The following is a 19,753-nucleotide window of genomic DNA, read 5'->3' on the forward strand; positions in this document are numbered from 1 at the left end:
GTAGGGCGGGTGAAACCCGCGAGCCATGCTGAAGAAATACGCGGGTTTCACCCGCCCTACGATATTTATAATGAAATTGAGCAAGAGACATAATCAGGTCAAGTTAAGCCCACCGTACAGCCAGTTGCGTAGGGCGGGTGAAATCCGCGAGCAATATTGAGAAATACGCAGCTTGCACCCAACCTACAAGAAGATGCATTTTGTTGCAAAGCCGTAAGCCACAATGGGCGACTCATCAGTCGCCCATTTTTTTGCTAGAAAGTTTTACGATGCAGTTCTGTCAAAAATACCTAGGCAAACGCTGACGCAAAAGACAGTGCTAAAATCAGCACTATGCCTATCTTTCCCCTACTCCGTCGCTACGCCCTTTTTTCCACCCTGCTGATCAGCGCTTGTGGCACTGCCCCTATTAGCAATAGCTCGCAATACGAAGTAAAAACAGGCGATACGCTCTATAGCATTGCACGCAACCATAATCTAAGTGTGAGTGAACTACAGCGCTTGAATCAACTGAGCGACACCACCATTCAAATTGGACAGACTCTCACCGTAAAGCCAAGCCCAAAGACAGCCAATGTAAGCACCCCAAGCCTCCCTACCCCCTCCCGCCCAACCCCAGCGGCCAACAAACCCGCCCCTGCGATCAGCCTAATTTGGCCAAGCAAAGGGCCTGTACTGCAAAACTACAACGGTGGCAGCAATAAGGGGATAGATATTGGTGGGGCGGCAGGCTCGCCCATTTACGCCGCAGCCAGTGGCAAAGTGGCCTATGCCGGCAATGGCATACGCAGCTACGGCAATTTGCTGATTATCAAGCACAATCAAGATTACTTAAGCGCTTACGCCCACAATCAGCGGATCTTGGTCAAAGAAGGCGACATGATTAAGCAAGGGCAACAGGTGGCCGAGATGGGAAGCTCGGGCAGTAACAAGGTGAAATTGCATTTTGAGCTGCGTTTTAAAGGCAAGGCCATTAATCCTAAGCCGTTTTTAGCTGAGTAATCCAATAAGGTAGTGAAATATATAGCCCACGAAAAACACTAAACACACACAAAGGCCAATGAACCATAGTGTTTGCTCGTGTTTTTCGTGACCAAAAATAGCTTACTGCTTAAAACAAATAACCTAGACCAAACAAAATTACATCGGTGTCTTTGTCATAATCTGTAACAGTTCTGTTCCAAGCCACCCTTGCCCGCCAGTGCTCGCTAAAGCGGTAACTTGCCGCCATCGTCACCAAGCCTGACACCGATTTTCTCTCTAAATCAGGGCGTTTATTTCTGTATTGCTTACCTACCGAGAAATAAGGCCCAACGCCTAAGCCAACGGTAAATTTATCGTCAAAAAACCCTGGCTCATACCACGCTTGCAAGGCAATGCCGCTGCGACGCAAGCGATTGGTCTCGCCTTCTTGAATATACTCAGCGGAGGCTTTGATTCCTGGCAAGAAGGTATAGCGATACTCTAAAGCCCCTGAATCAGCCACTTCTGAACCAAAGCTATTAATGATGGTTTGCCCATAATAGGCCACCACTTCTTGCTTGCCGCGTGCACCTGGCCAACGGGGATCATCAAACGCCATTGGCGATAGCTGATAACCCATGCCTAGCATAATTGAATTGGTATCAATACTGCCCGAGGTGCTGATGTGATTGAGGCGCAGCTGATATTGCCAATCACTTTCACCCTGCCAAGTGGCCTGCAAGCTAAAAATGCCACCCCAACCATGGTCATTTAAATAAGCTTGGCCACCTATTTTTTTTGGTGTGGTATCAAAATAACGATAGGGGCCAAGCCCTGCAGCAAGGGTCAGTTTAGGATGCAGGGCTTGAGTTTTGCCCCAAAACTGAAAGGTATGACCATCTCGATGATGGTTATCCACATGGCCTTCATTGAGCCAAGAGAAACTGACCGCCATATTTTCATTTAGATCATGCAAATACGACAAAGTCCAAGCATAGGAGCTTTGCTCTTGCTTGGTACTGTTCATTGCCCCTGCTAATGCCGACAAGGAATCAGCTTGAGCCAGCGGGGTGCATAGCGCCGCTGAAAGAACAGAAAATTTAATCCAATCGCGCATATCTATCCTGTTTATTCAATAAATACAGCTAAAAAAACAATACCACTTATACAAGGTCTAATCCGTTTAAAATACCCATAACCTACATATAGAAGAAAACCATGCACGAACTGGAATGGGATGGCGAGCATCAGGCTATTTTTAACTGGCTACAACAGCCTGACCAGCACCAATCTGGGCTTATCTGTGCGCGTGCGGGCACCGGAAAAACCACCACACTGGTTGCCGCCTATAAGCAATTACGCAGCCAAGGGCATACGCCGCTGATTCTTACTTTTTCAAACAGTGGCCGTGACACATTTATTAAACGCTGCCGCAGCCACTACCCTGAGCTTCCCCCACCGCAAGCTTACACTTTTGACGGCTATGCACTCAGGGTATTTTCCCAGCATTCCGGCCGATCGCGCCTTAAACCACGGCGCTTACGCCCTGATACCTTGGCTAATTTAATCGACATGGCCATGAATGAAGCCATCGATATCATTAACGATAGCCTGCTTGAAGACGAAGTGCGCATTGCCCGCGACAGCCAGACCTTGTCCATGCTGCTGCAGTTTATCGATGACGCAAAAGTAAGTCTGTCATTTAATACCCGCCCCTTCGCACTATGGGGCGATTTAGATGAAGAAGAAGATGAGTACGATGTAGACGATGCCCTGATGCGCCTTGGCATTAGCCGCCAACGTTACCGCCTATTCAAACGCTTTGAAAACGCCCGCGAGCGATTGGAATTCCTCGCGCCGGGTGATGCGGCCTTTGATCTACTGCGTGAACCAGAAATCATTAGCAAAGATTTAAAGCAACTCGGCATACAGTGGGTATTAGTAGATGAGTTTCACGATACCAAGCCAGTGCATGAGCAAATCCTGCGGCATATGCAAGCTGCAGGCATCCGTATGCTAGCCGTGGGCGACGATGCGCAAGATATCTACGAATGGCGCGGCCTAGTCCCTTTTTCTGCATTTAAAGCCTGGGAAGCCCAATCCGCCCCCTTTGGTTTATCCCGCTCATTTCGCTTTGGCCGCCCGCTAGATCAGATCGCCACCCGCCTGATTAAACCACTGGGCAGCAAAATTGAAGTACGCTCTAAAGCCAACCATTACACTCGCCCCAAATTACGCAAAGTGAGCAATGACTGCGATTGCAGCGCCCTACTAGAAGGCTGGCAGGCCACTGGCCGCAGCCTAAACGAATGTGCCATCTTAGTGCGCGAAGCAGATCGTTCTAAGCCTGTAGAAGACGCGCTATATGCTGCGGGGATTGCTTACCGGATGGAAGGCAGCCGCCCTTATTTTTTACGCCATGCCGCACTCCTCTGCCAAGCTATTGCCTATTTAGCGAGCAGCTGCAAGGAAATAGATAGCAGCGATGTAGACGCGTTTTTAGCGCTGATTCAATCCCCTGCTTGGGAAATCACTGAAGAACAAATCAGCAATTTCCAAAAAGAGCTGATCAGTCGTGATCACGAAAATAAACCACTCTACCGCCTTGATTGGCTGCCAGATGCTTACGCTATTTTAAAAGGGCTGATCCCCGCCGATATCGCCCATTTGGCTTTTGTAAGGATAAAGGACAGCAAAACTCCACTCGCCATTCGCCTAGACGAACTCGTCGACCAGCTAAATTTAAAACCATTGGTGGCACTAAGCGCCCCAACCGCCCGCACCGCCAAAGCACGCTTACAGCTATTTAAAGAGTTATTAGCTGACCTTGCCGCAATGGGGCCAGATGCACTGCAAAAAGACTGGCAAAAACGCCGTCTGCGCTACCAACATTTTAATAAAAATCGTGTCGTGGTCAGCAGTGTGCAGCAAGCAAAAGGGCGCGAATGGGCGCATGTGATCTTGCCGCAACTGGGTGCTTGGCAATTAAAAGATGGCCCAGACAGCGCTAATGAGCGCCGTCATCTTTATGTGGCTATTACCCGCGCCCGTGAATACCTAAGCATTTTAGGGAACGACGCCAACATTGCGCACAGCCCATGGCTAGCAGAAATCGGCATTAAATAAGCACTGCGGCACACGCTTATCCACACAAACTATCCGCTTAAAAAGTAAATAAATAATCTCGCTATTTTTTAAAAAAGCGGGATTATTTTATTAACTGCTTAGCTAGTCACAAGCAAAAACCCAGCCAATTCACACCGCTTGTTTTTATTATTTTTCGATAAATATTTTTTAGACTTAAGTGCAGCTATTAAATCTAATTAAATTGCGCCACCATTTTTTTAAATTCTGCAGATTCGCGCATATTGGCAAGCGTCACCCATATTTGCTTGGCTAATTTTGGATTTCGCGTATAAAAATCGTTTGACATTACTAAATAATAATTTTTATCAACTAGGGGTGGCACTATTTTTTCTATGCGTTTTGAAAAAACTCGTTTATTCCTCAGCTGCATATCCCCTTCTTTGGTCGGCAATGCCACAGCATCAACCCGGCCCACCATTAATTTTTTAAAATTAATTTCTGCGCTACGCGTTTGATCATCTACCTTTGCCCCTAACTCTTTCAGCTGTGGAATAACGGCAAAACCAGATTGTGCGCCAACAATCCCCCCGTAGGGATTAAGCAGCCGCTCACCGTCCCAATTAATACCACTTCCTTTTAATCTATAAAGGCTATAGCTATCTGAGTGGAGTCTTTGATCTATATTAGGTTTATTTCCTAACATAGGATAATGACCAATATCTAGTCTTTCTGCGCCAAAGCTAAGGTTAAACGCTCCATCCACATGATTATTTTTTAATTCATGTAAACACCTCACCCATGGCAAAGGCCGCATTTCAAATTTTACCTTTAATTTTTTAGCAATCATTTTTAATAAAATAATATCTAAACCCGGCCGACCTTTTAAAACCCATGGATATGAGTCTTCTTCCTCATGGCAAAGTACAATATTTTCAGCTTGGCCTGCTGCGGAAGATGGTGCTAAATAAACGGCAAATAACGCAACAACCAGTACCTTGCAAAGCTGTAGTTTCATGATTACCTCTTGTATCTGTAATGCAATAAACAAGAAACCTTAATCATCTGCACTAAGTGTGTAAAAAAAGATGCACATCTTTTCCGCCAGAAAAATCTTAACAAAAACGCATATAGAAGATAAATATTTACCATTTTCAGCACATTATAAATGCAACTTTTACAATCGATCCTACACTAATAGTCAGCCCAATAACTATTGAAGCGGCTTGCTTTAAAATTGCCACAATCTGGCGTCATAAATTGCCTACGGTTTTCATGTAGAAGCGCCTCAAAGACTGCGAGAAAATTCCACTCATAGAGTGAGCTGGCTTTGTAGGGGATTACCATCATTGCTATGCCAACTACCTGCAGCCTAGGGCAAGATCATAAAATGCATCGGGAATATTTACAATCTAGCAATGCCAATATTTAGGCTTGAATAACCTAGCCCCTGCCGTCGTGTCTATAATACCCGCCCTTTACTTAGGCAAAACCCTAGTAAAGCACACACCCGCATATCTAATAGATACACAGTTATCGCCGCTGATTCTTTATAAATAACTATCACATTGCTTCTAAGCCCCTGAGCTCTGCTAAAATCCAATCCTTGCGCCTTATTAGAATAAGCGAATAAGCATCTACAGGGCCCAGCCCCATCAACAAGGATTCAATCATGACGTACGTAGTGACCGACGCCTGTGTGAAATGTAAGTACACAGACTGCGTTGATGTATGCCCAGTGGACTGTTTTAAAGAAGGCCCAAATTTTTTAGTGATCGATCCCGATGAATGCATCGATTGCACGCTATGCGTTGCAGAATGCCCAGTCGAGGCTATTTATGCCGAAGACGATGTGCCTGCTGATATGCAAGATTACATCGAACTGAACGCAGAGATGTCTAAAATATGGCATACCATCGTCGAGAAAAAAGACCCGCTACCTGATCATGAAACATGGTCTACAGTGACTGGCAAGTTCGATCAAATCGAGCGGTAAGCAGCGCACAGCTAGATAGTGCTTGAGATCTACTTACTTATCCGGTATGATCCGCCCCTCTTAACAACCCTTGCTTGACCGTAGTCGCACGCGGCAGGCTTAACATCCATAAGGAGATGTCATGCGACATTACGAAATCGTATTTATCGTGCATCCGGATCAAAGCGAACAGGTTCCAGCGATGATTGATCGCTACAAGACCCTGATCACAAACGGTGGCGGTGCTATTCACCGCCTTGAAGACTGGGGCCGTCGTCAGTTAGCTTACCCGATCCAAAAGATCCACAAAGCTCACTACGTCATGATGAACGTTGAAATCAGCCAGCTGATTTTGGACGAACTCGAACACGCCTTCAAATTCAATGATGCTGTTCTGCGCCACATCACTCTGCGCACAGAAACTGCTGTTGTTGAAGCTTCCCCAATGATGAAGGAAGAGAAGTCCAAGTCCCTGACTACAGCTACTGCCGAAGGCACTGCTGAAGCCTAAGGTACGCTTAACGTAGCGAGGCACTTGTGTTTCGCGATCGTTGCACCGGACTACTAAATTGGACAAACGTAACCGAGTACTCATTGACGGTACCGTTATAAAACGAAGCGAATTACGCCACACCCCTGCGGGAACGCCGGTTTTAGAAATTGTGATCACTCACCTTTCTGAACAGCTTGAAGCAGGCAAACACCGTAAGGTGGAGTGTGAAGTGTCCATAATGGCACTCGGCGATATTGCAGCAAGGCTTGCGCTTATTTCGATAGGACAACGCTTAGCCAGCAAAGGTTTTATCGCCGCAAAAAGTAATCGTTATCGTCATGAGCTTGTGTTGCATCTCGAAGAATTTGAATTGTTGAATTGAGGTTTATCATGTCGCGTCACCTATTCAAGCGGAAAAAATTCTGCCGCTTTACCGCTGAAGGCATTGCCCACGTGGATTACAAAGATATCGCTCTGTTAAAAGACTTTATCTCTGAAAATGGCAAGATCATCCCTGCCCGTATTACTGGTACAAAAGCTAAGTTCCAGCGCCAACTGTCTGAAGCAATCAAAGTTGCTCGTCTGCTTGCGCTTTTACCATACACCGACCAACACTAAGCGAGAGGAATAAAAATGCAAATCATTCTGCTCGAAAAAGTAGCAAACTTAGGTGGTCTTGGTGATGTGGTTACGGTAAAAAATGGTTACGCACGTAACTTTTTAGTACCGCAAGGCAAAGCACAACGCGCAACTGCAGCTAACTTAGCTGAATTTGAAGCTCGTCGTGTTGAGCTTGAAGCTCGTCAAGTTGCAATTATTGCAGCTGCAACAGACCGCGCTGCTAAGCTGGAAGGCGCTGCAGTTTCTATCGAACAAAAAGCCGGTGTTGATGGCCGTCTATTTGGTTCAGTTAGCACACAAGACATCGCTGAAGCATTCGTTGCTGCCGGCTTTGAAGTGGCTAAATCTGAAGTTCGTCTGCCTGAAGGTCCATTCAAGCAAATCGGCGAATACGATGTTGAGCTTGCTCTGCACCACGAAATCGTTGCTGCTGTTAAAGTAACGGTTGTTGGCATTAACTAATCCTAGCGATTAATTAATCCCACAAAAAAACGGCAATCTTCGGATTGCCGTTTTTTATTGCCCACGCCTATATAACTAACCCAACAACTCACCCACCTCTTTTTTCTAATTTACACTCATAGCCTAATAACACCCGCCCTTTCTCATCCACACTATCTAGTTTTACCGAAAAGCCCCAGAGCCGTGATATATGTTTAAGCACCTCGTGTACGCTATTGCCCAATGGCCGACGTTGATATTGATAGTGCCGCAAGGTTAATGATCTATCCCCCTGAGTATTAGCCTCATAGACTTGAATATTTGGCTCACGCCCTGCCAGATTATATTGCTCAGCTAATTTTTGTCTTATTTCACGATAACCATCCCCATCATGAATTGCAGCGACTTTTAATTTGGGTAAATAATCATCATCCAAAATAGCAAACAATCTAAATTCCCGAATTAACTTAGGTGACAGATACTGCAAAATAAAGCTCTCATCTTTAAAATTTCGCATTGCAAAATCGAGCGTTTTTTTCCAATCTGTATTTACTAAATCAGGAAACCATGCTGCATCTTCTGCTGTGGGCTCTTCGCAGATACGGCGTAAATCCCTAAACATTGCAAAGCCTAAAGCATAAGGATTAATTCCATTAAACCACTTACTTGTCACGGGCTGCTGAAACACCACATTAGTATGGCTATGCAAAAACTCCAACATAAAGGCATCATCCACCAAACCCTCATCGTAAAGCTGATTCAATAGCGTGTAATGCCAAAAAGTAGCCCAGCCCTCATTCATGACCTGGGTTTGCCGCTGCGGATAAAAGTATTGTGCTATTTTGCGAATAATCCGCACAATCTCTCTTTGCCAAGGCTCTAATAGCGGTGCATATTTTTCAATAAAATACAGCAAATTCTCTTGTGGCTCAGATGGAAAACGACTTTCTTCAAAAGACTTCTCCTCCTGCGTACGCTTGGGCAGTGTTCGCCATAATTCATTAATTTGCGACTGCTGATAACTCTCCCGCTCTGATTGCTTGGCTCGTTCCAATGATAGCGATAATTTTTGCGGACGTTTATAGCGGTCAACGCCATAATTCATTAAGGCGTGGCAGGAATCAAGCAATTCCTCCACCTTATCCTCGCCATAGCGCTGCTCACACTGTGCAATATAATTTTTAGCAAACACCAAATAATCAATAATAGCCGATGCATCCGTCCAGCTTCTAAAGAGATAATTACCTTTAAAAAAAGAGTTATGCCCAAATGCCGCATGCGCAATCACCAGCGCCTGCATGGTCATGGTGTTTTCTTCCATTAAATAAGCGATACATGGGCTGGAATTGATCACAATCTCATAAGCCAAGCCCATTGCACCGCGCTGATATGATTTTTGCGTCGATAAAAAATGTTTACCATAGCTCCAGTGGTTATACATCACCGGCATACCCACTGAAGCGTAAGCATCCATCATTTGTTCAGCAGAAATCACCTCTAATTGATTAGGATAAGTATCCAAACCGAATTGCTTAGCGATGCGCGCTATTTCTCGATAATAATCATCAATTAAATCAAATGACCACTCTGATCCTGTAGAGAGCAGTTTCTTTGATTTGGCTTTTTTTTGGCGCGTATTGGTATTCATGCCCCACTCCTTGCGCTCACTTTTTTAAATAATTCTTTAAAAATTGGCCAAATTTCAGCAGGGTTACGAATACGGCGCATCGTAAAATGCGCGTGCTGCTCGGCCACTTTTTCGTACTCAAACCATAAGTTTTGCGGCTCTCCTTCGGTGATTTCCACATAAGCGTAGTATTGCAATAGCGGCATAATTTCTGCACTCAGCAATTGCCTGCATTGTGGCGAATCGGAATCCCAATTATCACCATCACTGGCTTGCGCTACATAGATATTCCAATCTGCATCGGGATAGCGCTCATCAATAATTTTCTTGGTGAGTTTTAATGCCGATGAAACCACCGTCCCACCCGTATCCCTAGCATGAAAGAAATCATGCTCATTCACTTCCGTGGCTTGGGTATGGTGACGAATAAACACTACTTCTATTTTTTCATAAGCGCGGACCAAAAATAAATATAGCAAAATAAAGAAGCGCTTAGCGATATCTTTTTTGGCCTCATCCATTGATCCAGAAACATCCATTACGCAAAACATCACCGCTTGCGTAGTAGGCTTAGGCACCCGAATACGATTGGTGTATTTCAAATCAAAAGGGTCGATATAGGGAATACATACCAGCTTGGCTTTTAATTCACGAATAATCGCCTGCAGCGTTTGTACTTCTTTTGAGCGCTCACCTTGGGTTTCCAGCAATTCATCTAACTGCTCTTGCACCGTATTGAGTTCTTCAAGCGGCCCTGCAGATAGCGCAATACGCCGTCCTAAAGCGGCACGCAAACTACGCAGCACATGAATATTGGTAGGCGTGCCATCCGAGGTGAAACCCGCCCTCACCGGCTTCATCACCATGCTTTGCTTCAATTGGGTTTTAACCAAATTAGGTAATTCAAGATCATCAAAAAAGAATTCTAAAAATTCTTCTTTGCTTAATTCAAATACAAAATCATCCTCACCATCGCCGCCATTCCCTGCTCCGCCATTTCCTCCCGCACCATCACCACCAGAAGGGCGTTCAATTTCATCGCCTCGGCTATAGCGGTCATTACCAGGAAACACACGCTCCCACACGCCACCTTGGGCATGGGCAAAACCTGGCTCATTAATGTCTTTAACGGGAATAGAGACTTTCTCGCCGCGCTCAATATCGGTAATGGATCGACCATTCACCGCCTTAGTGACCGCTTCTTTAATTTGCCCCTTAAAACGGCGTAAAAATCGCTCCCGATTTATCGCCGACTTATTTTTTCCATTCAAACGCCGATCAATCATATGAATCATTTTGCAACTCCAGTGAGGCGTGAGACGCAAGAGGTGCTTGAGCATAGTGCTCAAGCACAGCTCTTCTGCTCACTGGATTACGATGATTTACGCACTCTTAAGTACCATTCGCACAAGAGGCGCACTTGTTTAGGCGTGTAGCCCTTGCTGACCATCCTATTCACAAAGTCTTCATGTTTACGGGCATCATCGTGACTGGCCTTCGCATTAAATGAAATAACGGGCAGCAATTCTTCGGTATTAGAGAACATTTTCTTCTCAATAACCGAGCGCAGCTTTTCATAAGATGTCCACGCTGGATTATTGCCACCATTATTGGCGCGCGCTCGAAGCACAAAATTAACAATTTCATTTCTAAAGTCCTTAGGATTAGAAATGCCGGCTGGTTTTTCAATTTTTTCTAACTCATTGTTTAAACTAGTACGATCAAAAGATTCACCCGTATCCGCATCGCGGTATTCTTGATCCTGAATCCAGTAATCCGCCAAAGTGACGTAGCGATCAAAAATATTTTGCCCATATTCAGAATAGCTTTCTAAATAAGCGGTTTGAATTTCCTTGCCGATAAAATCAACATATTTCAAAGCCATAAACTCTTTGATATACGAGATATATTTTTGCTCCAGCTCGGCAGAGAATTGCTCACGCTCAACTTGCTGTTCCAGTAAATATAAAAGATGCACTGGATTGGCGGCCACTTCAGCGTGATCAAAATTAAATACTTTAGATAAAATCTTAAAAGCAAACCGAGTAGACAAGCCATTCATACCCTCATCTACCCCAGCAAAATCCCGGTATTCTTGGATGGATTTTGCTTTTGGATCTACGTCTTTTAAATTATCACCATCATAAACCAGCATTTTAGAGAAAATACTCGAATTCTCTGGCTCTCTTAGCCGCGAAAGAATCGCAAATTGCGCCATCATTTTTAAAGTACCCGGTGCACACGGTGCTTTAGACAAAGAGGAATTGAGCACCAGTTTTTCATAAATCTTCACTTCCTCACTCACCCTTAAGCAGTAAGGCACTTTCACAATATAAATACGGTCTAAAAACGCCTCATTATTTTTATTATTTTTAAATTGTTTCCATTCAGATTCATTTGAGTGAGCTAAAACTACGCCATCAAATGGAATAGCCCCAAAGCCTTCTGTGCCTTTGAAATTGCCCTCTTGCGTGGCAGTTAACAATGGATGAAGCACCTTGATAGGCGCCTTAAACATTTCCACAAATTCAAGCAAACCTTGATTAGCTAAACATAGGCCGCCCGAATAGCTATAAGCATCAGGATCATCTTGGGCATATTTTTCTAATTTACGAATATCTACTTTACCGACTAGGGCCGAGATATCTTGATTGTTTTCATCCCCTGGCTCTGTTTTTGCAATCGCTACTTGACGTAATACCGAAGGATGGCGCTTCACCACTCTAAACTGATTAATATCACCATTGAATTCGTGCAACCTTTTTACCGCCCAAGGGCTGGGAATGGTTTTTAAATAACGACTAGCGATGCCAAATTGCTCTTGCAATAGGCCACCATCTTCATCGGCATTAAACAGGCCCAATGGCGATTCATTAACCGGCGAGCCTTTAATACAATAAAAAGGCACGCATTCCATCAGTTCTTTTAATTTTTCAGCAATCGAGCTTTTACCCCCGCCAACTGGGCCAAGCAGATAAAGGATTTGTTTCTTTTCCTCTAAACCTTGCGCGGCATGGCGAAAATAAGCGACCACCTGCTCTATCACCTCTTCCATGCCATAAAACTCACGAAAAGCTGGATAGATGCGAATCACTTTATTTTGAAAAATACGCGATAAGCTAGAATCAAGCCGAGTATCAATAAGCTCTGGCTCACCAATCGCCATTAACATACGCTCCGCCGCCGTGGCATAGGCAACTTGATCATGTTTGCATAGCTCTAGATAGTCTCTAAGAGACATTTCTTCTTCGCGTGTGCGCTCGTAACGTGCAGCAAAATTATTGAAGACATCCATGACGCCTCTCCTCACCGTGTATGTCGTACGAGTGGCTCAGCGAATGCGGCCCCTCACTTGCAAGCAGCTCAAGCACAGGCCACTTGCTTCTTTATAGACAAGCTCAAGTTGAATATTTCAATAAATTACGCGTAGATTGCTAATAAGTTTGACTTGCCAAGCGCTAATCCATAAAAAGAGTGCAAAAAAAAGAGCCCTGCAGGGCTCTTTTTTACTCAGTATTGCGGCGATAAATCAGCTATTTATCTCAGGCGAGTAGACCGTGACGCGATTTCGCCCATTTTGCTTAGAAAAATACAAGGCCATATCGGCTTCTTCAATTACTTTTTGTGGCTCAGCCGCACCAGAATGACATTCAGATAAGCCCAAGCTTGCTGAAATTATAATTTTTGTTTCACCAAACTGAACCGGTTGATCGCATAAAATCACACGTATCCTTTCCGCAGCGATTTCCGCCCCTGCTAAATCAGTTTGCGGCAACAACAACATAAACTCTTCGCCACCGTAACGGCCAAAGATATCGGTATCTCGCAGCGTGGTGAGCACGCGTGATGCCACCACGCGAAGCACTTCATCGCCCGCCACATGACCGTAGTTATCGTTGACTTGTTTAAAGCGATCTAAATCAAACAAAATAACGGTAAAGAATGCCGCCTGATAACGCGACATCCGCTCTAGCTCCTGAGTAAAGCGCGTATCTAAATAGCGGCGATTATAAATTCCCGTTAAACCATCTCGATTGGAATATTCTTCCAATTTACCCATTGCTTCTTGCAATAGATTTTGGGCAATTGCATTGTCGGTCACGTCAAATAAATTGACGGTTACCGCATCCACCTCTCCCGACTCATTTCTTACCGGCATAAAGGTGGTATTTTGCTGCATAAAATCCATCCCACCGGTAATAGGCCGATTATGGGGAAATTTAAATAAATATGGCCGTTGTTCCCAAGAAGTAAACGCAAAATTCTTAAGCACAAAAACACTTTCAATCTTTTTGCTTAACCATTTTTGCGGCAATTCTGGGAACAATTCAAATAAATTAGCCCCAATCGCTTGCTCTGCAGATATTCCGCTATGTTGAGCCATAAAGCGATTCCAGAGCAAAATACGATACTCGCGATCCAGCGAAAAAATACCGACCCCAACCTCATTAACAATAAAATCACATAATCTTTGTTGCATTAGATGTTATCCATAAACGCATCAATAGCTAGCTGTAATCGTAAAATAGATTCTTCTGGCATCAAGGTGAGTAAGTGGCAAGTAAAATCTCTAATTTCTAAAGTAAAGTGTACTTCCACCAATAAAGCGTAATTCCAAGTCAGGTGTTTAGTATTGATCAGCTGATCCACTTCAACATTTTCAGCCATAATGGTGGGCGCAGAAAAAACTAAAGATGCGCCTAATAAGTCAGCCACACCATTTAAACAAGCGCCAATCAATACATTGCCCACATCTAACAACAATTCACGCTCGGCCGTACGATCAATCACACCATCGTAGCCCATCAAATCAGCTAAATTTCTACAGCCATGCTGATCGTACACCACCATGGCCTCACCAGACAAAGAGCCATTAAATGACTGACGGATTGCCGTGGCGGCACTTTTGCTGCCTATCATATGTAGCATATTGTGGCTGATTGAATCGGCTTGAATAATATTGATTCGCGGCACTGATAATTTAACAAAGGTATCTAAAATTTGGGCAAGTTGCGCACCTGCACGCCCCATCGCAATATTGGTAATTTCTTGCAGCGCATCGGCTTGGTCTTCGGTCAAAAACAATTCTTCGTTCATAAAGCGATTCCATATTCGCGCAAAATAATCTCAATATCAGAAGCTTTCACTGGTTTTTGAACAAAGGCCGCAGCCCCCAATTGTCGAACACGTTCACGAGCCTTGACCTGAATATCGGCGGAAACCACCACCACATAGCTATTCAGCCCCTCTTTTTGCATTGCCTCTAGTACCGCATAGCCATCAAGTAGCGGCATGGTTAAATCTAAAAACATCACATCTGCTTTGCCTGCTCGATACGCTGTTAGTGCTTCAATACCATTGCATGCTTGTGTAATTTCAACATCCCAATTTTTAGGCAAGGCTTTTATTAGCATTTTTCTGGCCATAGCAGAATCATCAACAACCAAAATAGGGATAGGCATCTTTTTAAAAGTTCCTTTTAATCAGAAACAACAACTGCAAAAACGCAATATAAAATTATTTTTATTTTTTTATACGTGGATTGGCGCTGAGAAAAACGAAGCCCTGCAACGCGTTAAAATAAATACTGGAAAATCCTAAAAAAGCCAAGAAAAATTAAACTTCCACCAAAAAAATAGCGCAAATAGGGGCGCCGTAATAAGGTGCGCAGTGGCTCTATAAAGGCCGACATCAGCAATAAATTAGGTAGCGTACCAAGGCCAAACGACAACATAATTAAACCACCATGCCAAGGGCTTGCGCTGGCTAAGGCATTTAGCGACGCCGTATAGACCAAGCCACAGGGTAGCCACCCCCATAATGCCCCCACGATTAAAGTATCTGACCAGCGTTTAACCGGCAAAAACAGCCGCATATACGGCTGTATTTTACCCCATAAAGGCCGACCTGCTTTCTCTAAATACAGGATCAATATTGACCATCCTGCCATATACGCGCCGAGCAAAATCAGTAATAAATTTGCAGCAACAAACAAGACACCTTTAACGCCTTGCAAGGAAAGCAAGCTAGACAAGGAGCCTAGCCCGCCCACCAACATGCCAATCAGGCAATAGCCCAAAATACGCCCTAGATTAAACCCTAGGTGGTAATGCCAACGTCGCCCTGCAGGTAGTTGTAAGCTAAATGCCGTAACTACCCCACCGCACATCCCAACACAATGCCCGCCCCCTAAAAGACCCGCTAAAAACAATGCAAAAAGGTCAAACTCAAGCATTTATTTATATCAACTTTGAATATCGCCCCGCAGGTGCCGCATGGCGTAAATAACGATCAAAAATCATCGCAATAGAGCGAACTAGAAAACGCCCCCGAGGAGAAACCACAATGGAATCATCCAACACGGCAATTAAACCATCCTCTTGATACGGTAAAAGCAGCATTAATTCTTCTGCAAAATAACTTTTAAAATCAATAAAATAGGACAGCTCCAACGGTTGGAAACTCAATTCAAACTGGCACATTAATGATTGAATCACCGCAGCGCGGAGCAAATCATCGTGCGTTACGCTTAATCCACGTTCAACAGGTAAGCGATTTTGATCTAATGCAGCGTAATAAGTCGTTAAGTCCTTAACATTTTGCGAATAACAACGCCCTACTTTGCCAATTGCTGATACCCCAAAAGCCATCAAATCGCAATCTGCATGGGTGGAATACCCCTGAAAATTACGATGCAACGCGCCACGACGCTGCGCAATCGCTAGTGCATCATTAGGTAAAGCAAAGTGATCCATGCCGATATAAACATAACCTGCGGCGAGCAGCTGCTTAACACTACTTTGTAAGATATCTAGTTTACCCTCTGCGGTGGGTAGCTGCCCAGCATCAATGCGCCGCTGGGGTTTAAATCGCTCTGGCAAGTGGGCGTAGCTATATAGCGCGATGCGATCTGGCAGGAGAGTGAGCACCCTTTCTATTGTCTGATACATCGTCATTTGGCTTTGATGCGGCAAACCATAAATCAAATCAATGCTGACTGATTTAAAACCATTAGCACGGGCGGCATCAATCACCGCGCGTGTTTCTTCCTCCGATTGCACTCGATTAACTGCTTGCTGCACCGCCAAATTAAAATCTTGAATCCCTACACTCATCCGATTAAAACCAATTTTACCCAATAAAGCCACGGTGGTTGCATTCACTTTACGTGGGTCTATTTCTATGGAGAATTCACCATCGGCTTTTAAATCAAAATGACTGCGAATCCCCTCCATTAAACGGGTCAGTTGCACATCACTCAGAAATGTGGGCGTCCCCCCCCCAAAATGCAGCTGTGAGGCACGCCCACGATTCGTTAATAATGCCGCCTGCATTTGCACTTCTTTCAGTAGATAATCTAGGTATTGATCCGCCTTACCTTGATCCTTGGTAATGACTTTATTACAGGCGCAGTAGTAGCAAATCGTATTGCAAAAAGGCAGATGAAAATACAGAGATAAAGGTTTAATCACAGTACCTGGTTGTTGCTGACGAACACTCTCCTCATAGCGTTGAGCATCCATTGCAACAAATCGGTCCGCAGTGGGGTAGGATGTATACCTTGGCCCCTTGCCGCTATGCTGACTAATTAGATCTCGGTCAAAATCAAGTGACTGTAATACAGTAGCATTATCCTGAAATAACATGTTTCATCCTTATGAACGTATGCGTGCAGCTTGCCCATATTCATTTTCCATAACCTTGATCGATATCAACACAGTCGCGACAAAATCCGTGCAACTGGTGATAACGAGTACATAGATTGAATGATCCCATGAACACGACACCCCACATTCCAGTTCGCGACCTAAGTCTTAAACATCTTCGCCAAAGCTGTGTGAACTGTAGCTTGCGGGAACTATGCCTACCCATTGGGCTGTCTGCTGATGAAATGCATGAACTGGACACCTTGATCACGCAATCCAAACCCATCAAACGGGGTGAAGCGCTGTACCGTGCGGGTGAGCCTTTTCGCTCTCTATTTGCGATTCGCTTGGGCTTTTTTAAAGCCAGCGTTATTTCAGAAGACGGCCGCGAACAAGTCACTGGGTTTCATATGACGGGCGAATTAATGGGTATGGATGCGGTGAGTGCAGACCAGCATACTTGCGATGCCATTGCCTTAGAAGATAGCGAAGTCTGTGAGCTGCCCTTTACCGACATGGAAGAACTCAGCCGCCGCATTCCCGCCTTACAACATCACTTCTACAAATTGATGAGCCGCGAAATCGTTCGCGATCATGGGGTTATGCTTTTACTTGGCAATATGAAGGCTGAAGAGCGTATTGCCGCGTTTTTACTTAATTTGTCGCAGCGTTTTGCAATCCGTGGCTACTCGGCCAGCAGCTTTCATTTACGTATGACCCGTGAAGAAATCGGCAGTTATTTAGGCCTTAAACTTGAAACGGTGAGCCGCTCCTTATCTAAATTCCAAGAAAATGGTTTAATTAAGGTACAAAACCGTTTGATTGAAATCATTGATGCTCCCGCACTCAAACAATTAATTAACAACTGCCAACAATAAGCCACCATGCCTATGACTCCATCTGGACCAGTCCTCTTTCTGGCCCCTGCGGCCATTTTGGAGTCTTTGCAATCTAGGCTAAATACCGTGCCAGTGCCGCAGCTTATGCTGCTCCCCATTGGCATGCAGTCACAAATCCCCACGCTACCCACTGACGGGCTGCTACTTACGGCAGGCCATGCGAGCGTTGAACACTATTTATCCAGTGCTCATTGGGCCCATTCACAAAAATGGCAACATATTGACCTTGCCTTAGTTGGCGAGCCTCAATGCGCCGCTCAATTGGGCTGGATGCTAGCCGCCAGTGGCGAGCCTACAGCCCTCGCTTACGCAGCCCCCTTACTAGATGCCCTTGCTCCCGCAGGATCAGCAAATTGGCTGCACGCCGGAGGGCCTGGCGCGGCAAGCTTTTTAGCCCTTTTGCAAAACATCATGCTGCAGCCACTGATTGAAAGCTGGAAAGTCATTTTCCCCAATGGCAAGCCATCACCCAAGGCTGATTTAAGCAAGCTGGCTGAATTACAAACTACGCAATGGCAAGCCCTCTATCCACTCTGCCAGCAATACTTAGCCCTCAGCCAAGGGCGAGTCCACCACGCTTTTCACCCTCAACTTAATCCGTTTCAGCTACCGACACATATCGAACCTGCCGCCGCATTAGCTCAGTTTTTGATACAGTTCTTTCAAAAATCTTAATAGCGCAAATACATTAACTGAGCAAGATAAGCCTGCTTTTCTATACTCACACTTCCTCTTATTACATCTTGCCACGCATGTTGTCTGCCCTAATCAAAGCACGGCCTAAAGCGGCCATGTATCGCGTGCTGCTACGCCAATTGTATTTCTCTGGCGTTCAATCTCTTGGCGTAAGTTGCTTAGCGGGCGCGGCCATTGGCGCGGTGGTCGTTACCTTGGTACAAGGCAACTTTGGCCAAAGTGGTATTAAGGCGATGAATGTACTGATGATCAGCGCCATGCAAGAGGCAGGCCCCCTGATGGTGGGGCTCATTTTTACGGCGCGTAGCGCATCGGCCATGGCCACAGAATTATCCACCATGAAAGTACACGGCGAATTACGCACCCTAGAGCGGGTCGGCATCTCCGTTTGGGGGTATTTAATCCAGCCGCGCATTATTGCCGCAGGATTAAGCTGCGTGCTGTTATTTTGCTACTTTATGGCTGCAGCCCTGTTAAGTGGCGCGCTGATTACCCCTCAATCGGGGGTGCTTGCAGAAATCAGGCAAAGCTTAAGCCACCTTTCCCTCAGCACCGCCGTGACGGGGCTAGGAAAAAGCCTGTTATTTGGCGTCATCACCAGCATGTCGGCCTGTTTACTTGGCCTAAGTGCCGCATCTGCAAGTACAGAGATTGCCAGGCTCTCTTCACGGGCAGTTTTACTCAGTATTCTTGCGATTCTAACGCTAGATGCCGCGCTAGCCCTACTATTAAGCTCACTCAAATGAGCAACGCTCCCCAGCGCCTGCTACTCCTTTGCAAACATAGCGGGGAGCGGAATTTAGCTTTAGATCAGGCCTGCTATTTACTGCGTAAATACTTAAAACGTCCATGGGGCTTGCTTGCTTTAAGTGGGGGGCTATTAAGCAACATCAATGTACTTGAAAACCTCTGGCTTATCCCGTCTTGGCAGAACAACCAAAGTAGCACCGAAATACTTACAAACTTGCAATCCATCCTCAGCCAACTCAATATTAATGAGCAAAACGCAGCAAAGCTCTTGGCTGCAAGGCCCGCAAACTTAAGTAACACCGAAACCAGAGTCGCGCTGCTACTACGGGCTCTACTGCTAAGCCCAGAGATATTGCTGATTGATCACGATTGGTTTTTAGGCTTAAAACAAGTAGATAGAGACCTTTATCAGCGCGCCCTACCCCTGCTGGCACACTGCGATTGGTGGGTATTCAGCGATGATATTGAAGCCCCCAGTAATGATGCGGCTTGGAGCACACAAGACGCTTTGATATTTTTGGCAGAACAAATACCTAGCAGCAGCTAAATCCGTTTAAT

The 19,753-nt window shown here is 45.1% G+C and carries 21 protein-coding genes; 11 read left to right on the top strand and 10 right to left on the bottom strand.

The window, feature by feature from the left end:
• Nucleotides 1–333 precede the first annotated feature (333 nt).
• A complete protein-coding gene (locus R6242_RS04645) occupies nt 334–1,002 on the top strand; it encodes a peptidoglycan DD-metalloendopeptidase family protein (protein ID WP_318424379.1) in 669 nt (222 codons plus the stop codon).
• A gap of 109 nt (nt 1,003–1,111) precedes the next feature.
• On the opposite strand, the gene R6242_RS04650 is transcribed toward R6242_RS04645, so the two are convergent.
• Entirely contained in the window at nt 1,112–2,080 is a 969-nt protein-coding gene (locus R6242_RS04650; protein WP_318424380.1) for a hypothetical protein, read from the bottom strand.
• Between the two features lie 101 nt (nt 2,081–2,181).
• Here R6242_RS04650 and R6242_RS04655 point away from each other — a divergent pair, with 101 nt between their 5' ends.
• On the top strand, nt 2,182–4,089 hold the full coding sequence (locus R6242_RS04655; protein ID WP_318424383.1) for an ATP-dependent helicase: 1,908 nt from the start codon (nt 2,182–2,184) through the stop codon (nt 4,087–4,089).
• A 193-nt stretch (nt 4,090–4,282) separates the two neighbouring features.
• On the opposite strand, the gene R6242_RS04660 is transcribed toward R6242_RS04655, so the two are convergent.
• A complete protein-coding gene (locus R6242_RS04660) occupies nt 4,283–5,065 on the bottom strand; it encodes a transporter substrate-binding domain-containing protein (protein WP_318424386.1) in 783 nt (260 codons plus the stop codon).
• Between the two features lie 654 nt (nt 5,066–5,719).
• Between R6242_RS04660 and fdxA the strand changes: the two genes are divergently transcribed.
• The 5 genes from fdxA to rplI all read left to right on the top strand — a co-directional run bounded on the left by fdxA (nt 5,720) and on the right by rplI (nt 7,598).
• The gene (fdxA, locus tag R6242_RS04665; protein WP_293931783.1) at nt 5,720–6,043 is read left to right on the top strand and encodes a ferredoxin FdxA; all 324 of its coding nucleotides are present in this window, start codon (nt 5,720–5,722) and stop codon (nt 6,041–6,043) included.
• A 121-nt stretch (nt 6,044–6,164) separates the two neighbouring features.
• Nucleotides 6,165–6,533 (top strand): 30S ribosomal protein S6, encoded by a 369-nt coding sequence (rpsF, locus tag R6242_RS04670; RefSeq protein ID WP_293931002.1) that lies wholly within the window; start codon nt 6,165–6,167, stop codon nt 6,531–6,533.
• A 58-nt stretch (nt 6,534–6,591) separates the two neighbouring features.
• On the top strand, nt 6,592–6,897 hold the full coding sequence (gene priB / locus R6242_RS04675) for a primosomal replication protein N (RefSeq protein WP_293931004.1): 306 nt from the start codon (nt 6,592–6,594) through the stop codon (nt 6,895–6,897).
• Between the two features lie 8 nt (nt 6,898–6,905).
• Nucleotides 6,906–7,133, top strand: a complete 228-nt coding sequence (gene rpsR / locus R6242_RS04680) for a 30S ribosomal protein S18 (RefSeq protein WP_046351876.1) — start codon at nt 6,906–6,908, stop codon at nt 7,131–7,133.
• Nucleotides 7,134–7,148: 15 nt separating this feature from the next.
• Nucleotides 7,149–7,598: a 50S ribosomal protein L9 gene (gene rplI, locus R6242_RS04685; RefSeq protein ID WP_293931013.1), complete on the top strand. Its 450-nt coding sequence runs from the start codon at nt 7,149–7,151 to the stop codon at nt 7,596–7,598.
• A gap of 88 nt (nt 7,599–7,686) precedes the next feature.
• Here rplI and R6242_RS04690 read toward each other — a convergent pair whose 3' ends face one another.
• From R6242_RS04690 to hemN, 8 genes are all read right to left on the bottom strand, one after another.
• The gene (locus R6242_RS04690; RefSeq protein ID WP_318424401.1) at nt 7,687–9,225 is read right to left on the bottom strand and encodes a SpoVR family protein; all 1,539 of its coding nucleotides are present in this window, start codon (nt 9,223–9,225) and stop codon (nt 7,687–7,689) included.
• Entirely contained in the window at nt 9,222–10,499 is a 1,278-nt protein-coding gene (locus R6242_RS04695; protein WP_293931017.1) for a YeaH/YhbH family protein, read from the bottom strand. Before R6242_RS04695 ends, R6242_RS04690 begins: the two co-directional genes overlap by 4 nt.
• Nucleotides 10,500–10,576: 77 nt before the next feature.
• Nucleotides 10,577–12,499: a PrkA family serine protein kinase gene (locus tag R6242_RS04700; RefSeq protein WP_293931019.1), complete on the bottom strand. Its 1,923-nt coding sequence runs from the start codon at nt 12,497–12,499 to the stop codon at nt 10,577–10,579.
• Nucleotides 12,500–12,733: 234 nt separating this feature from the next.
• Complete coding sequence (locus R6242_RS04705) at nt 12,734–13,684, bottom strand: GGDEF domain-containing protein (protein WP_293931021.1); 951 nt, start codon at nt 13,682–13,684, stop codon at nt 12,734–12,736.
• On the bottom strand, nt 13,684–14,301 hold the full coding sequence (locus R6242_RS04710; protein WP_293931022.1) for a chemotaxis protein CheC: 618 nt from the start codon (nt 14,299–14,301) through the stop codon (nt 13,684–13,686). The genes R6242_RS04705 and R6242_RS04710 overlap by 1 nt, the downstream gene beginning before the upstream one ends.
• A complete protein-coding gene (locus R6242_RS04715; protein WP_318424407.1) occupies nt 14,298–14,666 on the bottom strand; it encodes a response regulator in 369 nt (122 codons plus the stop codon). The genes R6242_RS04710 and R6242_RS04715 overlap by 4 nt, the downstream gene beginning before the upstream one ends.
• A gap of 113 nt (nt 14,667–14,779) precedes the next feature.
• Nucleotides 14,780–15,439 carry a sulfite exporter TauE/SafE family protein gene (locus R6242_RS04720; protein WP_318424410.1) on the bottom strand — a complete coding sequence of 220 codons (660 nt, stop codon included), beginning with the start codon at nt 15,437–15,439 and terminating at the stop codon, nt 14,780–14,782.
• Between the two features lie 4 nt (nt 15,440–15,443).
• Nucleotides 15,444–16,850, bottom strand: a complete 1,407-nt coding sequence (hemN, locus tag R6242_RS04725) for an oxygen-independent coproporphyrinogen III oxidase (protein ID WP_318424413.1) — start codon at nt 16,848–16,850, stop codon at nt 15,444–15,446.
• Between the two features lie 128 nt (nt 16,851–16,978).
• Between hemN and fnr the strand changes: the two genes are divergently transcribed.
• The 4 genes from fnr to R6242_RS04745 all read left to right on the top strand — a co-directional run bounded on the left by fnr (nt 16,979) and on the right by R6242_RS04745 (nt 19,742).
• Complete coding sequence (gene fnr / locus R6242_RS04730) at nt 16,979–17,728, top strand: fumarate/nitrate reduction transcriptional regulator Fnr (protein WP_293931031.1); 750 nt, start codon at nt 16,979–16,981, stop codon at nt 17,726–17,728.
• Between the two features lie 12 nt (nt 17,729–17,740).
• On the top strand, nt 17,741–18,424 hold the full coding sequence (locus R6242_RS04735; RefSeq protein WP_318424415.1) for a hypothetical protein: 684 nt from the start codon (nt 17,741–17,743) through the stop codon (nt 18,422–18,424).
• A gap of 77 nt (nt 18,425–18,501) precedes the next feature.
• A complete protein-coding gene (locus tag R6242_RS04740) occupies nt 18,502–19,191 on the top strand; it encodes an ABC transporter permease (RefSeq protein ID WP_318424418.1) in 690 nt (229 codons plus the stop codon).
• The gene (locus R6242_RS04745; RefSeq protein ID WP_318424421.1) at nt 19,188–19,742 is read left to right on the top strand and encodes a hypothetical protein; all 555 of its coding nucleotides are present in this window, start codon (nt 19,188–19,190) and stop codon (nt 19,740–19,742) included. Before R6242_RS04740 ends, R6242_RS04745 begins: the two co-directional genes overlap by 4 nt.
• The last annotated feature ends 11 nt before the right edge of the window (nt 19,743–19,753 follow it).

Source organism: Iodobacter sp. CM08 (assembly GCF_033446605.1).
Taxonomy (GTDB): Bacteria; Pseudomonadota; Gammaproteobacteria; order Burkholderiales; family Chitinibacteraceae; genus Iodobacter.

Coding starts and splice junctions, on each gene's coding strand:
- R6242_RS04645 (WP_318424379.1), top strand. CDS start 334: ATGCCTATCTTTCCCCTACTCCGTCGCTACGCCCTTTTTTCCACCCTG.
- R6242_RS04650 (WP_318424380.1), bottom strand. CDS start 2,080: ATGCGCGATTGGATTAAATTTTCTGTTCTTTCAGCGGCGCTATGCACC.
- R6242_RS04655 (WP_318424383.1), top strand. CDS start 2,182: ATGCACGAACTGGAATGGGATGGCGAGCATCAGGCTATTTTTAACTGG.
- R6242_RS04660 (WP_318424386.1), bottom strand. CDS start 5,065: ATGAAACTACAGCTTTGCAAGGTACTGGTTGTTGCGTTATTTGCCGTT.
- fdxA (WP_293931783.1), top strand. CDS start 5,720: ATGACGTACGTAGTGACCGACGCCTGTGTGAAATGTAAGTACACAGAC.
- rpsF (WP_293931002.1), top strand. CDS start 6,165: ATGCGACATTACGAAATCGTATTTATCGTGCATCCGGATCAAAGCGAA.
- rpsR (WP_046351876.1), top strand. CDS start 6,906: ATGTCGCGTCACCTATTCAAGCGGAAAAAATTCTGCCGCTTTACCGCT.
- rplI (WP_293931013.1), top strand. CDS start 7,149: ATGCAAATCATTCTGCTCGAAAAAGTAGCAAACTTAGGTGGTCTTGGT.
- R6242_RS04690 (WP_318424401.1), bottom strand. CDS start 9,225: ATGAATACCAATACGCGCCAAAAAAAAGCCAAATCAAAGAAACTGCTC.
- R6242_RS04695 (WP_293931017.1), bottom strand. CDS start 10,499: ATGATTCATATGATTGATCGGCGTTTGAATGGAAAAAATAAGTCGGCG.
- R6242_RS04700 (WP_293931019.1), bottom strand. CDS start 12,499: ATGGATGTCTTCAATAATTTTGCTGCACGTTACGAGCGCACACGCGAA.
- R6242_RS04705 (WP_293931021.1), bottom strand. CDS start 13,684: ATGCAACAAAGATTATGTGATTTTATTGTTAATGAGGTTGGGGTCGGT.
- R6242_RS04710 (WP_293931022.1), bottom strand. CDS start 14,301: ATGAACGAAGAATTGTTTTTGACCGAAGACCAAGCCGATGCGCTGCAA.
- R6242_RS04715 (WP_318424407.1), bottom strand. CDS start 14,666: ATGCCTATCCCTATTTTGGTTGTTGATGATTCTGCTATGGCCAGAAAA.
- R6242_RS04720 (WP_318424410.1), bottom strand. CDS start 15,439: ATGCTTGAGTTTGACCTTTTTGCATTGTTTTTAGCGGGTCTTTTAGGG.
- hemN (WP_318424413.1), bottom strand. CDS start 16,850: ATGTTATTTCAGGATAATGCTACTGTATTACAGTCACTTGATTTTGAC.
- fnr (WP_293931031.1), top strand. CDS start 16,979: ATGAACACGACACCCCACATTCCAGTTCGCGACCTAAGTCTTAAACAT.
- R6242_RS04735 (WP_318424415.1), top strand. CDS start 17,741: ATGACTCCATCTGGACCAGTCCTCTTTCTGGCCCCTGCGGCCATTTTG.
- R6242_RS04740 (WP_318424418.1), top strand. CDS start 18,502: ATGTTGTCTGCCCTAATCAAAGCACGGCCTAAAGCGGCCATGTATCGC.
- R6242_RS04745 (WP_318424421.1), top strand. CDS start 19,188: ATGAGCAACGCTCCCCAGCGCCTGCTACTCCTTTGCAAACATAGCGGG.